Below are 13,897 nucleotides of genomic sequence, written 5' to 3'. Positions count from 1 at the left end.
TCAACATCAAAGAAACCAGTCTGCTTCATGATCCATGCCCCCAATCAACTCAAGGGAAATGGAATCACAGAGCAGCTCTCAAAACCAGGGGGTTTTTCGAACCCTCCATCTGTGATGCTAGTTTTGTGAGATTCGCCCGCTCAGCAGAAAACGGCTTGCTATCAAGCAGAGACCGAAACAGGGACATGTCGCGACGGGCCTGTTCCTTGGCAGGGCGGTGTTTTTCATTCCAGTCGTAAATCAGCCTCTGACGTGCCCGGCTTTGTGTATCAAACTGCTTGCTCAGCCATTCCTCGCGTTTTTTCGGGTTGGCCAGAGCGGCGAATTCCGCATCATAGTGTGTCTTGATGCGCTCCAGCCTGGGTCTGTTCCGTTCAGTCAGAACAGGGCGTACCGGATCAGGCGGACGTGATCTCAGGCCAACAATGAAGAGCAGTCCCTGAACGGCAAACCGGAGCACTTCCAGAAAATCCAATGCGGTCTGGTCAAACTGCTTTTTCAGGCGTCTGTGCTTTCCACTCAGTCGCTGCCAGACGCTTTTCTCGGCTTTCTCGGACGCCGTCTTTGCTGCGCAATAGCGATCATAGGCGTTTCTCAGTTGTTTTTCGTAAGGCTGAACGTTCTTCCGCCATTGTGCCAAAATAACCTCTTTGTCTGGCAGAGGACGCTTCATGGCAGGAGCCTGCTGGTCAAGGATGGCCTGTCTGTCATGCAGGGCGTTTAAAAGCAGACGTCGCAGGCGGGCTTCTTCCACAGTTCTGATAATCGGGCCAATGTGAGGGGCAGCCTGAGGGGAACGAACAGGTCGGTCCACATCCGCAACCCGTTTGCGATAGAGGTCTTGCTGGAGCTTGCTTCTCTTGGGGCGTCGGATGAGGGCTGGCTTCTGTCTGGGAGTATTTTCTTCTGCAAGCAGTTTGCGGAACTCTGCCATTCTGACTTTGGTCAGACGGGTGAAACTTCCAATGAGCGTGCCGTTCTCGTCTTCAATGATGTGTGCTCCCGGTCTGGTGTCTTTCCTGTCTCCCTCGCGCATTGTCAGGCCATGCTCTTTCAGTGCTGCGCGGAAGGATTTCAGCCCATCAGAGTGAGACCAGAGGTTCGCCACCAGTGTTTTCCGGGTAGCCAGATCAACACCCTGCCGTTCCGCGATCCGTCTCGCCTGTGCTGTATAGGCTGCGCGGGGTTTGAGATCATCGGAAGGGGGGATAAGCGATTCAACCTGTTCGGCTTCATGATGGTATTCCTGCTTGTGGAGGGCTTTTGCAATGGCCTTATCATGTCTGCCGGGTACCAGAGCATGGCCCAGTCGTATTTCTTCCAGTCGGGCGACTTTCTCAAGGCGCATCCAGCTAAACCGGCTGCTGAGCACATGATCTCCTTGCCATTCCGGCAGGATCAGATGCCCATGCGTCAATCCGTCTTTCTGGTGGATGATGAGGGTCATATGACTGGGATCAGCTTTGAGTTCCTGACAGAGGCGACCAGCGAACTCAGCAAGCTGGGTATCACTCATAGCTTGTGCTGGGTTAAAAGCAATATGGCGTAAACCATAGCTCAGACCCTCACGTTTTGCCTCCTGCATATGGTCGCGCATCAGCCAGTCTGATCCAGCCAGTACGCGAATGGCTTCATTTTTCGCGCCATGCAGGACATGATGACTCAAAGCCCCCGCACCACTGCGTGTTTTAATTCTGCTTTCTTTGACGATCATGACGCATGGTCACAGGCAATCAATGCAGGGTTACAGTCGTGTCGCACGTGCGACGGGCTATTCTTCTGGAAGGCTTTTTGCGAGATCGTGACAGAATGCGGTCGAGCCGATGGATCAGGGTTTCGATGTCGCCCAGCACAGAACGGCAATGGACGGCATCGCCACAATTTGCAGAGTGAGCAAGCTGATTGAGATTGTTGCCAACGCGTGAAAGCTGGGTGCGTAGTCTGCGGAGTTCGTCCGAAATGGATGGACCATCATCCCCCGAGAACTCAGCGGAAGTCAGCAGAGAGCGTATCCAGTCAGACGTGGTCACATGACCATGGCTGCGCGCGATATGGCTCCAAAGTGTGAGTTCAGCAGGGCTGGCTCTGACAGAGAGACGAGAAGTTCGAGATGCAGGCATAACAAGGTTCTCCTTAAAGGGGGTCAACGGGGGAAGTATTCCCCCTTGCCAGGTGCTGAATGGGTAGCCATTCAGCACTGCTGGCTCCTCTTAAAGATAACCTATTGAGATACCCGATTTCCTGTTTTTGTTTTGGGTGTTTTTTAAATGACGATGATCTATTGGAATAGATCAAAAGTGTTGTTTGTAAACCTTATGGTTCTTAAAGGTCTGGCTCTGTCTTCGTAGGAAAGACAGAGCCAGAAGGAAATGTATTTAGGGTATGACTTTTTTAGGACGCTGCTTGTTCGTAGAGATCGGCAACGCGTTCCCAATCAACCAGATCAGCCAGAAAGGCATCCACATATTTGGGGCGCATATTACGATAGTCGATGTAGTAAGCGTGCTCCCAGACATCACAGGTTAGAAGAGCGGTATGTCCATGGACAAGGGGAGTGTCTGCATTTGCCGTTTTAGTTATGGCCAATTTTTCGCCATCATGAACCAGCCATCCCCAGCCACTCCCAAATTGGGAAACACAGGCTGTTTTGAAGTCGCTTTTAAATTGGTCCAGAGAACCAAAGTCTGCAATCAGTTGTTTTTCAAGAGAGCCGGGAATGAAACCTCCTCCCTTGGCTTTCATGCTTTTCCAGAAAAACGAATGGTTCCAGTGCTGGCCAGCCTGGTTGAACAACACTTTTTGTGTCTGGTCCTTTGAAGAACGACGAATAATGTCTTCAAGAGATAACCCTTTGAATTCCTCGCTGGTCGTCAGTTCATTCAGTTTGTCGACATAGGCCTTATGATGTTTCCCATGATGATATTCGAGTGTTTCTGCTGACATATAAGGGGCAAGAGCATCCATGGCATAAGGGAGCTCTGGTAACTGAAACATAATGGTTTGCTCTTTCTGTTGGCCCGCATCTTATGCGTTGTAGGTCTTTACAGGTTCTGATGTCGGGCTTGTGGGGGGCATGTAACCTGCAATCTGATACACTCTGAGCGCAGTGGCTCTGGCGTGCGTAATGAGATCATCCCTGTCGTGATGATGGTCAAAGAGAGCATCTGGATAGTCGGTCAGAAGGCTGACGATGGATGGAAGTTGTTCGACGCAGGCCAGACGGGCTTCCAAAGGTAATGTCGGCAGAGACGATGCCTGAATAAGTGCTGTGCAGGCGCTTTTCAGAAAGGAGAGGGACTTTTTCAAGTCACCCTGTTTTTTGAAAAAATCTGCAAAATTAAGATAGGAAATGGTCAAGATCACAGGTGAAGAAAGATGCTGCCCTGATACTTTGAATGTATCAAAAAATGTTGTTGCTGTGGTGAGGGACGCCTCATAGCCTTGTTCGGCTTTCTTCAGATGGCCAAGGGTGAAGGCGTGATTGGCCTGCCGTGTGTCTTCTTGCCACATGCGTTCAGATGGGGTGGTCGGGCCGGTGGAGAGCACCCTTTTCTCGCCTTATCTATTACCGTATCACGAGGAAAATAGCATAAACATCATAGTATGCAATATGCTATATCATGGAATGTGTTCACATTGCGTGGCGCATGGGCAGATCACCGAGGGTACGGTGATCTGCTTTTTAATGATGGAGATGATTGTTTGGATATTGATCCTGCCTCACCAAACAGATTGAATGCATTCTTCAGGATAGTGAAGGGCTTCGATCACTTGTTGAAGATTAGCGACCTCAATTCCGCTCGTATAGTTCATGGTGCCTTGAGATTTATGACTGGCTTCATGCCCGAGCACAGTATCAATCCATAATTCTCTAATGTGCGCCTCTTGGTTTCTGAGTTTCGTGCTGACCGTATGACGGAAAGAATGGAACGTCACAGCATCGGGAAGACCAAGTCGTTTTTTGTGCTTTGAAAACGAGCGGGCAAAATTATCGCCTCTCTCGCCAGAAGTAGAAATGGTCAGATCAGGAAAGAGGTATTTCTCACCATTATCCTCAAGCAGGTTCAAGTCTTTCATTTGGAGCAGACTTGAATGAACGGGAATGATGCGCGTTCCTGCTGCTGTTTTTGGTGACCAATCATCTTCAGGATGTGGGCGTACATGGAAGCAAGGAACACCGTCGATCAACTCAATATCCTGTCTTCGTAAATTGCAGATTTCACCTAACCGCATGCCGCTAAACATACCGATCGTGATGATGCCAGCCCATGTTCGATGGGAAACCGAAGTCCCTGACCAATGAGTGTTGGCAAGCAAGGCAAGCTCACCATCTGTCCATCCTCTGCGGACAATCTTCTTGGTGACATTGAAGTCCCAGCCGGACCATGGATTCTTGTCGACAAAATCGCGTTTGACCAGATGTCCCCATAATGCAGACAGCCGAGAGAAATGGTTTTTAACGGTTTTCCCACCAACTGTTTCCAGGCCTCGTTCCTGAGCCTGTGCAATAACAACGCGCAAGGGAAGGGTGGTTTTCCCTTTTCCATGTGTCGCGGGCAGGGATGAGAGCAGGTCAAAAAACTCCCCCGCCATGTTGCCCGTAATCTGTCGCACAGGCATGTCGCCAAAAGCTTCAACAAACAGGTCAATAGTCTTCTGAGTGCCCTTTATGGTGTCAGCACTCTTTGTCCTGTCGGAATAAATGAAGCGTTCAGCCATGGTCGAGAGAAGAGGCGAGGAGGCTTTTGGGGCGGGCTTGCGCTCTTCCTGCACGAATGGGGTTGGTATCTGAGGAGTAGGCTGGGCAAGATGCACAGGCTGACGGCTCTGGATACCAACGATCATGCCAGACAGACGGTCAGCTTCCGCCTTGAGCATTTTCTTTTCCTGTTTGCTCAGGGCAATGCCAGTGGTGAGCTGCTGACGCAGACTGTCAAAGCGCTGGCCGATCTCGCGTATCTTTTTTGAGCTTTCATCGAGGAAGGCGTTTTCGCTTCCAATTCTTTCTAGCAGTGCCATGTTATGGGTGGCGTCGCGGATTTTGCGGTCAAGGGCGTGGCACGTTTCGGCAAGGGCAAGTGTTTCTTCCTGATCCCTGATTGTCTGAGCCTGAATAGTCAGCAGCTCTTTCATCAGATCAGTGTCAGGCTTTTCGTCCATCATCCTTGCTCTTTCAAACAGTGCGCCCGTGGACGCATAGAGGGCCGCTGCCCGTTCACGGGCAATGAGCTTACTCTGAGTTTGCAGGGAAAGGGAGATTTCGGTTCTGCCGAGGCAGGCTTGCACGGCCTGCGGGACTGCGCGCCGAAAGTGGTAATGAGACCCAATGAGTCGGAGCATCTGCGTTTCCCGTTCTGGGAAGACAAACGGGAAAATCCCGCAGACCCGCCAAATTCTCATTTTACTGTTATATTTCAATAGGTTAGTGGTGCGAACTGCGGGACTCGAACCCGCACCGCAATCAACCAACATACTTCGTTGTGTGTATGCTGGTAGCGATAATGGCGGATTTTCTGGGAGAAACAAGCGCTGCACTTGCATAGCGAACATGCGGGTAGTGCCCGCACGTCAAGCATTAAGTCAGTATGTCATGGTGGCGGGGTTTTCAGTCTGAATGCTGCAATACCGTATGGTGATTTCTCTTTCCGCCTGAAACACTCGACCAGGCGAATGGAATAGGCCAAACTGCGAAGTCTGTTTTGTTTGTAATGTAAGGCTTCTTTCCATGCCCCGCGGTCGCCCTCGCAAAAACCCTGATGCTGCCCCAGCTCCCAAGAAAACCACAAAGACGGGCAAGTCCAAGGCAGCGACTGCGACACTGGGCTTTGAGCAGCAGATGTTTCTGGCGGCTGACAAGCTGCGCAAGAACCTGGAGCCTTCAGATTACAAGCATGTGGCCCTTGGTTTGATCTTCCTGCGCTACATCTCCACCGCCTTTGAAGCGCGCCATGCTGAACTGATGCTGGACGACCCGGCAGCAGCTGAAGACCCGGACGAATATCTGGCTGAAAACATCTTCTGGGTGCCTGAGACCGCCCGCTGGTCTCACCTCAGGGACAATGCCCGGTCCTCCAGCATCGGCAAACTCATTGATGAGGCCATGTTGGCTATTGAAAAAGCCAACCCGGAACAGCTCAAGGGTGTGCTGCCCAATAATTACGGACGGCCTGCCCTTGATAGCGTGATGCTGGGCGAGTTGATCGACCTGATCTCCGACATCGGCATGGGCGATACGGACGACAAGGCGCGGGACGTGCTGGGCCGGGTGTATGAATACTTCCTTGGTGGTTTTGCCGGAGCCGAAGGCAAGCGTGGGGGGGAGTTCTACACGCCATCCAGCGTAGTGCGCACGCTGGTTTCCATGCTCGAACCCTATAAGGGCCGGGTGTATGACCCGTGCTGTGGTTCTGGCGGCATGTTCGTGCAGTCCGAACGCTTTGTGGAAACCCGTGGTGGCAAGCTGGGCGATATTGCCATTTACGGACAGGAGAGCAACCACACCACATGGCGTCTGGCCCGCATGAACCTTGCCGTGCGCGGCATTGGCGCGGATATCCGCTGGAACAATGAAGGCAGCTTTTTGCGCGATGAGCTGAAAGACCTGCGCTTTGACTATATTCTGGCCAACCCGCCCTTTAACATCTCGGACTGGTGGAATGCGTCCTTGGAGGAAGACCCGCGCTGGCAGTATGGTAAGCCGCCTGCGGGCAATGCCAACTATGCGTGGCTCCAGCATATCCTGTGGCATCTGGCTCCCGACGGTACCGCTGGCGTGGTGCTGGCCAATGGCTCCATGTCCTCCAACCAGAACAGTGAGGGCGAAATCCGCCGCCGGATGGTGGAAGCCGATGTGGTGGACTGCATGGTGGCCCTGCCCGGTCAGCTTTTCTATTCCACCCAGATTCCGGCCTGCCTGTGGTTCCTCACCCGCACCAAGGCGCAAAAGGGCTGGCGAGACCGGCGCGGAGAAATCCTGTTTATTGACGCCCGCAAGCTGGGCAAGCTCGTTGACCGTACCCGCCGGGAACTGACGGACGAGGACGTAGCCCGCATTGCCGACACCTACCACGCATGGCGTGGAGAAAAGGGCGCAGGCACATATGAGGATAGTCCGGGCTTCTGCAAATCCGCCACACTGGACGAAGTGGAGCAACACAGCTTTGTGCTGACCCCGGGCCGCTACGTGGGGGCAGAGGAAGCCGAGGAAGACAATGTGCCATTCACTGAACGCTTCGCAGCCCTTGAAAAGACCCTGAAAGAGCAGTTTGCGCAGGGTGAAGAACTAAACGCGAAAATTACCACCTCCCTGAAGCTGATCGTGCAGAAGGAGAGTGCGTAATGCTCTATCTCACTCCACTGGAACGCGCACTCGACCGCCTGAAAGAAGGCTGGACACGTCACCTTGCCCAGCCAGACGATGAGCAGTTGCGGGACGGCCTGATCCAGCGTTTCGAGTTTACCTATGAACTCAGCCACAAAACCCTGAAACGCTTTCTGGAAGCCAATTCTGCCTCTCCCGAGGACTATGATCGCATGGGCTTTCCGGACATGATCCGCTCCGCCAACGAAGCCGGACTGCTCAAAAGCGCATGGCCGCAATGGAGCGTGTTTCGCAAAATGCGTAACCTGACCAGCCATACTTACAACGAGGCCACAGCCAGACAGGTTGTGGCCAACATTCCGGACTTTATCGCAGAAGCCGAGTTTCTGCTGATCACGCTGAAAGAGCGCACAGCGTGACAGGGCAGATCGACATAACGCCCGAAGAGCGGGCCATTGTGCTGCGGATACTCAACGAGATTGTGCCTGACCGTGAAGTGCGGGCGTTTGGCTCGCGCGTGACAGGCAAGGCCAAGCCATTTTCTGATCTCGATCTGGCGATTATGGGTGATGAACCTTTGTCCTTGGGAACGCGAGCACGGTTGGAAGAAGCTTTCTCAGAGTCAGAACTGCCGTGGAAAGTGGATGTTCTTGATTGGGCACAAGTCGATGCAGATTTTCGTAAGAAAATTTGTATAAATCATATCATAAAGAATAATTATTTTGGTGTGTTATGACTTTTAGAACCTACACTCTTGGTGAAATATTTTATATTGAAAATGGATATGCATTCAAAAGCAGTGAGTTCAAAGCTACCGGAACTCCCGTCATAAAAATAAAAAACATTAAAGCGGGACATTTTAAGGATGATGAATTTTCTTATGTTGAATCAATATTCCTGAAATTAAAGCCAAATAAAGTTACAAGGCCAGATGACCTTCTCATTTCCATGTCTGGCAATCGTCATGACGGTAATCCTGATACATGGGTAGGAAAAGTTTGTAGATTCAATAAAAATGAAAAAATGCTAATTAACCAAAGAGTAGGAGCCTTAAGATTTAGGTCACCCACTTTAGCTTGTGCAAATTACATGGGCTATTTGCTTAGCCAAATGCTTTATCAAGAATATTTTATATCCATAGCTACAAGCTCTGGAGGGCAAGCCAACTTATCTCCCAACCAAATTCTTTCCATGGAGGTTACACTCCCGACCATCTTTAAACAAAGCGTGATTGCCTCCATTCTCGGCTCTCTCGACGACAAAATCGACCTCAACCGCCGGACGAACGAAACGCTGGAAGCCATGGCGCGGGCGTTGTTTCGGGACTGGTTTGTCGATTTTGGCCCGACACGGGCAAAAATGGCCGGAGAAGTCCCTTACCTCGCTCCAGAACTGTGGGAACTCTTTCCCGACAGGCTGGATGATGAGGGGAAGCCTGAGGGGTGGGAGCTGCAACCAACTGGAAATTATATCAAAAATCTAGATTCCCGTCGTGTTCCACTTTCATCTGCACAACGAAGAATACGACAAGGCAAATACCCATACTACGGGGCAGCATCTATAGTCGATTACATTGATGACTATATCTTCGATGGTACATATCTTCTTATCGGCGAAGACGGGACAGTGCAAACAAAATCAGGATATTCTGTAACCCAGTACGTACATGGGAAAATATGGGTCAATAATCATGCTCATGTTTTGCAGGGCGATAATGGTGTTGCAACAGAACACCTCCTTCTTCATTTCTCCCATATATTAGTAGAACCCTATATTACAGGGGCAGTACAACCAAAATTATCCCAGAAAAACATGAACTCTATACCGTTCATGTTTTCCTCAGAACGTATAAATTTTCATTTCAGGACGGCAGTTGAGCCTTTATTTAATAAAATTCTCACCAATGAAATAGAAATGCAGAAGCTTGCCCAACTCCGAGACCTCCTCCTCCCCAAGCTCATGTCAGGCGAAATCAGCATCCGGGATGCCGAAAAGATGGTGGAAGACGCGGCATGAGCTTTCTGTCCGAAAACGAGATCGAAGACTGGGCCTGCGATATTTTGCGCGAATGTGGCTACACCGTTGTCTGGGGGCCAGATATTGCCCCCGGTGGCAAAAAGCCCGAGCGCGCCTCGTTATCGGACGTTGTGCTGGAAAAGCGCCTCCGTGCCGCCATAGACCGGCTGAACCCGCACCTGCCCCAAGCCTCACGCGATGAAGCCCTGCTGGCCCTGATGCGCGAAGACACGCCCGATCATGTGGACGAAAACCGCCGCCTGCATGACTATCTGGTCAATGGCGTGCCGGTGGATGTCGTGCGCGAGGATGGCACACAGTCTGGCGATCGGGTCCGTCTGCTGGATTTTGAAAACCCGGAAAACAATGACTTTCTAGTTGTGCGCCAGTTCGTCATTGAAAAGGACGAAGCCAACCGCAGGCCAGACCTGGTGCTGTTCATCAACGGTATGCCGCTTGGGGTGATTGAACTCAAAAGCCCCAGTTCCGAGAACGCTACGCTGGATTCAGCCTGGAACCAGTTCCAGACCTATCGCAGCCTTATTCCCTCGCTGTTCCGCTTCAATGAAGCCCTGATGATTTCGGATGGTACCGAGGCCCGCATTGGCTCCCTGACCGCCGACCGTGACCGCTTCATGCCATGGCGCACGGTCAACGGCGAAGAGCTGATCGCCAAAAACCATGAGGAAATGGAGACCGTCCTGCGGGGCGTGTTCACCCCACACTGGTTTCTGGGCCTGATCCGTGACTTTGTGCTGTTTGGCGAGAAGAACGGCAGCCCCATCAAAATTCTGGCGGGCTACCACCAGTTCCATGCCTGCCGAAAGGCCGTGGCGCAGACTGTGCGGGCCTCCGCCCCGGAGGGAGACCGCAAGGTGGGTGTCGTCTGGCACACGCAGGGGTCAGGCAAGAGCCTGCTCATGGCGTTCTATGCTGGCGTGATTGCCCGCCACCCGGAGATGGAAAACCCCACCATCATTGTGCTGACAGACCGCAATGATCTGGACGACCAGCTCTTCGCCACCTTCTCGGGCGCACAGGCTCTGTTGCGCCAGACACCGGAACAGGCAGACAGCCGGGAGGACTTGCAGAAACTCCTCCGGCGCACCTCGGGCGGCGTCATCTTTACCACCTTGCAGAAGTTCCAGCCCGAAGACGGCGAAACCAGCCTGCCCATGCTGACCGACCGACGCAATGTGGTGGTGATGGCGGATGAGGCGCACCGCAGCCAGTATGGGCTGGAAGCCAAGTTTAACCCCAAGACCGGCAAAATGACCTACGGGTTTGCCAAATACCTGCGCGACGCCCTGCCCAATGCCTCCTTCATAGGCTTTACCGGCACACCCATTGAAAATGCCGATGTGAACACACGCGGTATTTTTGGCGATTACATCGACATTTACGATATCGCCCAGGCGGTCGAGGATGGCGCAACCGTGCCCATCTATTACGAAAGCCGCCTTGTGCGCATTGAACTGGATGAAGACCTCAAGGAAGAACTGGACGACGAATTAGCCGGTATTATCGAAGGACTTTCCGAAAACGAGGAGCACAGGCTCAGCCAGAAATACTCGCGGGTGGAAGCGCTGGTCGGCTCAGAACCGCGCCTGCGCCGGATAGCCGAAGACCTTGTAAGCCACTTTGAAAACCGCCTCACCGCTCTTGAGGGCAAAGGCATGATTGTGGGCATGAGCCGCACCATCTGTGTGGCGCTCTATAACGAGATCATCCGCCTGCGCCCCGCATGGCATAGTGATGACGACAATGCAGGGGCCATCAAGGTGGTGATGACCGGCAGTTCGTCTGATCCTGCCGAGTTCCAGCCCCATATCGGCAAGAAGTCCAAGGCACGGCGTGAACTACTGGCAAAGCGCATGAAGGACAATAACGACCCGCTCAGGCTGGTTATTGTGCGCGACATGTGGCTGACGGGTTTTGACGTGCCTTCCATGCACACCATGTATGTGGACAAGCCAATGCGCGGCCACGGGCTTATGCAGGCTATTGCCCGCGTCAACCGCGTGTTCAAAGGCAAACCCGGTGGTCTGGTGGTGGACTATATCGGCCTTGCCCAGAACCTGAAGGCGGCTCTGGGCGAATACTCCGCTGGAGACCGCGAACAGGTCGGCATTGATGAGGACGAGGCCATCCGCGCCTTGCAGGAACGCTACGAAGTTGTGCGGGCCATGTTCAATCCCGATCAGGCAGGCGGGTTTGACTACCACCCGGCCTTGCAGGACGGCGCGACACCGAAGGCCAAGCTGTCCATCATGGCGGGAGCGCTTGACCATATTCTGGGCCAGCAGCAGCGGGCTATGGCAACAGCCAAAAACGATGAAGACCGTAAAGCCGCTCAGAAACGCTACCCGGATGCCGTCAAGGCGCTCTCGATTGCCTTTGCGCTGGCTTCTGCCAGTGATGAAGCTGCCAGACTGCGCGATGAAATCGGGTTTTTCGAGGCGGTCAGGGCGGCTCTGGTCAAGAGCGTAAGCACGGGCACCGATGGACGCAGTGCGCAGGAACGCGAGCTGGCCATCAAGCAACTGGTCAGCAAAGCGGTCGTCTCAACTGATATTATCGACATCATGGAAGCAGCAGGCGTTGGAAAGCCTGATATTTCCATCCTCTCGGACGCCTTCTTGCAAGAAGTGCGGGAAATGCCCCAGCGCAATCTGGCCATTGAAGCGCTCAAAAAACTGCTGGAAGGCCAGATACGCAGCCGAACGCGCACCAACATCACGGAAGCCGAAGCCTTCTCACAACGGCTGGAACAGGCTGTCGCCCGCTACCATGCCAATGCCCTGACATCCGCCCAGATACTGGATGAACTCATCCGCATGGCCCGTGACATGGCGTCCGCCCGCGACCGTGGCGAGGAACTGGGTCTGACACAGGAAGAAATCGCTTTCTATGACGCACTGGCCCAGAACCAGAGCGCCAAGGACGCCATGGGAGACCCCAGCCTGCGGGTTATCGCCACAGCACTGGTGAAAACCATTCGGGAGAACGCAACCGTGGACTGGACGGTCATGGCTCAGGCTCGGGCTAGAATGCGCATCGCAGTCAAACGCCTGCTTCGCCATTATGGATACCCGCCGGATATGCAGGACGAAGCCGTGCAGCACATCCTACGTCAGGCGGAGCAGTTCGCACCGATCTGGTCGGAGCAGGCGTGAAAGTCATGAGGACGGATAACCTGCCCCCTTTGTGACTGTTTTGTTCAGTTTGGCGGTCTGATTACGCAAACGGGTTGGAGATCGTCACCATGTCAAAAACTTTCTGACCATCCTGCATATCCTCGGATAATAGGGTTTCAAACCCGTTTTCCAGGGCGCAGGCTACGATCATGGCGTCATAGGTTTGAAACCCGTAGCGTTCGATAATCGCCCATCCTCGGCTGTAGACTGCTTCGGTAATGGGGTGGATTGTGACCAGTCCCCGAAAATCAGCGATCAGGGTCTTGATATCATCAAGGGGAAGTTTGGTTTTTCGCCTGAGCGTGTGTGTTGCTTCGTTCAATGTCTGAACAGAAATATGGCAGTCGTGTTGAAGCAGAAGACTGTCAGCAATTTCGGCTTTTTTCGTACCGTCTTCCATCATGGCATAGAGCAGGATGTTGGTATCCAAAAAGAAAGACATCACTCTTCAGGGCGTTCAAAGCGGAAGCTGGAGGGTAGCTTCTTGCCAATCTCTTTCAGGGAACGCAGGGCTTCTTCCTTGGACTTCATGCGTGTGAAAACAGCATCCACATTGTCGCCTTCCTGAAGGCCAAGTTGCTTGACGATGTGTGAGGGGATGCGCACAGCCAGACTGTTACCCCATTTGGAAACGTGCATGAGACCCTCCTAGATAATGGATATACAAAATTACAATATGACTATCTCTGTATGCAAGAAGATTCAGGTCTCCGCCTGAAGAGAGTTATGCGCATTTTGGCACCAATGTGCGACGAATTTCGGGTGGAGGGATAGGTTCTAGGCAAGGTTCTATGCATCATGGTTGATGTGCCCTTTACGTTCCATGCAACGATCTCATTTATATTTGAGCCAGCCGTGCCAACCAGCGGACACGTTGTGTCTACTGATTGGCAAACTGACCAGGGGGAAAGCAGTGCCTTCCCCCGTGGACCCCCTTGTTGTTGTGGAGGATGCTCATGTCTCAAACAGCGCCTGCTCAGGTTCGCCAGAGGCGACCTAAAAGACAGTCCGCCAGAACGGAGGGGCGTCATCATGACCTACGTATTCGTTTATCCAGAATTGAGTATGAGAAGATCAAGGTCGCGGCAGGGGCGGACAACATGACGATGTCATGCTGGATGCGTGACCTCATGCTGGCCTCTCTTGGAACGGGTGGGGAGCACGGGAAGCTTGCCATTGAGATGCAGGCTCTGGCGCGTCAGTTATCCGGGATTGGTAATAACCTCAACCAGATTGCTCACACTTTGAACGGGGGTGGATCAGTGGTTCCGTCGGACATTCATGAGGCACTGGCAGAGGTGAATACCCACACTGCCCGTCTGCGCAAGCTCCTGCGAAAGATACGGACATGATCATCAAAGCC

The 13,897-nt window shown here is 52.8% G+C and carries 13 protein-coding genes; 6 read left to right on the top strand and 7 right to left on the bottom strand.

Going from position 1 to position 13,897, the window contains the following annotated elements:
* Positions 1-64: 64 nt before the first annotated feature.
* The 5 genes from GOB82_RS13475 to GOB82_RS11530 form a co-directional block, all read right to left on the bottom strand.
* Entirely contained in the window at positions 65-1,666 is a 1,602-nt protein-coding gene (locus tag GOB82_RS13475; RefSeq protein WP_242007379.1) for a hypothetical protein, read from the bottom strand.
* 67 nt (positions 1,667-1,733) lie between these two features.
* On the bottom strand, positions 1,734-2,120 hold the full coding sequence (locus GOB82_RS11545; protein ID WP_166123239.1) for a MobC family plasmid mobilization relaxosome protein: 387 nt from the start codon (positions 2,118-2,120) through the stop codon (positions 1,734-1,736).
* Positions 2,121-2,391: 271 nt separating this feature from the next.
* Positions 2,392-2,994 (bottom strand): superoxide dismutase, encoded by a 603-nt coding sequence (locus tag GOB82_RS11540; protein ID WP_194300475.1) that lies wholly within the window; start codon positions 2,992-2,994, stop codon positions 2,392-2,394.
* Between the two features lie 30 nt (positions 2,995-3,024).
* A complete protein-coding gene (locus GOB82_RS11535; protein WP_166123237.1) occupies positions 3,025-3,546 on the bottom strand; it encodes a hypothetical protein in 522 nt (173 codons plus the stop codon).
* A gap of 174 nt (positions 3,547-3,720) precedes the next feature.
* Positions 3,721-5,340, bottom strand: coding sequence for a DUF6538 domain-containing protein (locus tag GOB82_RS11530; RefSeq protein ID WP_166123235.1), 1,620 nt, complete (start codon positions 5,338-5,340; stop codon positions 3,721-3,723).
* A gap of 385 nt (positions 5,341-5,725) precedes the next feature.
* Here GOB82_RS11530 and GOB82_RS11525 point away from each other — a divergent pair, with 385 nt between their 5' ends.
* From GOB82_RS11525 to GOB82_RS11505, 5 genes are read left to right on the top strand one after another with little or no spacing between them, the layout of a single operon-like run.
* Positions 5,726-7,339 carry a class I SAM-dependent DNA methyltransferase gene (locus GOB82_RS11525; RefSeq protein ID WP_166123233.1) on the top strand — a complete coding sequence of 538 codons (1,614 nt, stop codon included), beginning with the start codon at positions 5,726-5,728 and terminating at the stop codon, positions 7,337-7,339.
* The gene (locus GOB82_RS11520; RefSeq protein ID WP_166123231.1) at positions 7,339-7,740 is read left to right on the top strand and encodes a nucleotidyltransferase substrate binding protein; all 402 of its coding nucleotides are present in this window, start codon (positions 7,339-7,341) and stop codon (positions 7,738-7,740) included. The genes GOB82_RS11525 and GOB82_RS11520 overlap by 1 nt, the downstream gene beginning before the upstream one ends.
* A complete protein-coding gene (locus GOB82_RS11515) occupies positions 7,737-8,057 on the top strand; it encodes a nucleotidyltransferase domain-containing protein (protein WP_166123229.1) in 321 nt (106 codons plus the stop codon). The genes GOB82_RS11520 and GOB82_RS11515 overlap by 4 nt, the downstream gene beginning before the upstream one ends.
* On the top strand, positions 8,054-9,337 hold the full coding sequence (locus GOB82_RS11510; protein ID WP_166123227.1) for a restriction endonuclease subunit S: 1,284 nt from the start codon (positions 8,054-8,056) through the stop codon (positions 9,335-9,337). Before GOB82_RS11515 ends, GOB82_RS11510 begins: the two co-directional genes overlap by 4 nt.
* Positions 9,334-12,513: a type I restriction endonuclease subunit R gene (locus tag GOB82_RS11505; protein ID WP_166123225.1), complete on the top strand. Its 3,180-nt coding sequence runs from the start codon at positions 9,334-9,336 to the stop codon at positions 12,511-12,513. The genes GOB82_RS11510 and GOB82_RS11505 overlap by 4 nt, the downstream gene beginning before the upstream one ends.
* Before the next feature lie 61 nt (positions 12,514-12,574).
* Here the strand turns inward: GOB82_RS11505 and GOB82_RS11500 are convergent, their stop codons facing one another.
* Together GOB82_RS11500 and GOB82_RS11495 are read right to left on the bottom strand one after the other, a co-directional pair.
* Complete coding sequence (locus GOB82_RS11500) at positions 12,575-12,976, bottom strand: PIN domain-containing protein (protein ID WP_166123223.1); 402 nt, start codon at positions 12,974-12,976, stop codon at positions 12,575-12,577.
* Positions 12,976-13,173, bottom strand: coding sequence for an AbrB/MazE/SpoVT family DNA-binding domain-containing protein (locus GOB82_RS11495; RefSeq protein ID WP_166123221.1), 198 nt, complete (start codon positions 13,171-13,173; stop codon positions 12,976-12,978). Before GOB82_RS11495 ends, GOB82_RS11500 begins: the two co-directional genes overlap by 1 nt.
* Positions 13,174-13,484: 311 nt before the next feature.
* Between GOB82_RS11495 and GOB82_RS13690 the strand changes: the two genes are divergently transcribed.
* The gene (locus tag GOB82_RS13690) at positions 13,485-13,886 is read left to right on the top strand and encodes a MobC family plasmid mobilization relaxosome protein (protein ID WP_408742529.1); all 402 of its coding nucleotides are present in this window, start codon (positions 13,485-13,487) and stop codon (positions 13,884-13,886) included.
* Positions 13,887-13,897 lie beyond the last annotated feature (11 nt).

The sequence above is a fragment of the Acetobacter farinalis genome (genome assembly GCF_011516935.1).
GTDB lineage: Bacteria > Pseudomonadota > Alphaproteobacteria > Acetobacterales > Acetobacteraceae > Acetobacter > Acetobacter farinalis.
The sequence above is the reverse complement of the archived record's forward strand: the minus strand, read 5'-3'. Positions and strand labels throughout refer to the sequence as shown.

Excerpts from the sequence above, each read along its gene's own strand:
- GOB82_RS13690 (WP_408742529.1), top strand. The coding sequence starts at position 13,485 with ATGCTCATGTCTCAAACAGCGCCTGCTCAGGTTCGCCAGAGGCGACCT.
- GOB82_RS11540 (WP_194300475.1), bottom strand. The coding sequence starts at position 2,994 with ATGTTTCAGTTACCAGAGCTCCCTTATGCCATGGATGCTCTTGCCCCT.
- GOB82_RS11505 (WP_166123225.1), top strand. The coding sequence starts at position 9,334 with ATGAGCTTTCTGTCCGAAAACGAGATCGAAGACTGGGCCTGCGATATT.
- GOB82_RS11520 (WP_166123231.1), top strand. The coding sequence starts at position 7,339 with ATGCTCTATCTCACTCCACTGGAACGCGCACTCGACCGCCTGAAAGAA.
- GOB82_RS11510 (WP_166123227.1), top strand. The coding sequence starts at position 8,054 with ATGACTTTTAGAACCTACACTCTTGGTGAAATATTTTATATTGAAAAT.
- GOB82_RS11495 (WP_166123221.1), bottom strand. The coding sequence starts at position 13,173 with ATGCACGTTTCCAAATGGGGTAACAGTCTGGCTGTGCGCATCCCCTCA.
- GOB82_RS11525 (WP_166123233.1), top strand. The coding sequence starts at position 5,726 with ATGCCCCGCGGTCGCCCTCGCAAAAACCCTGATGCTGCCCCAGCTCCC.
- GOB82_RS11530 (WP_166123235.1), bottom strand. The coding sequence starts at position 5,340 with ATGCTCCGACTCATTGGGTCTCATTACCACTTTCGGCGCGCAGTCCCG.
- GOB82_RS11500 (WP_166123223.1), bottom strand. The coding sequence starts at position 12,976 with ATGTCTTTCTTTTTGGATACCAACATCCTGCTCTATGCCATGATGGAA.
- GOB82_RS11545 (WP_166123239.1), bottom strand. The coding sequence starts at position 2,120 with ATGCCTGCATCTCGAACTTCTCGTCTCTCTGTCAGAGCCAGCCCTGCT.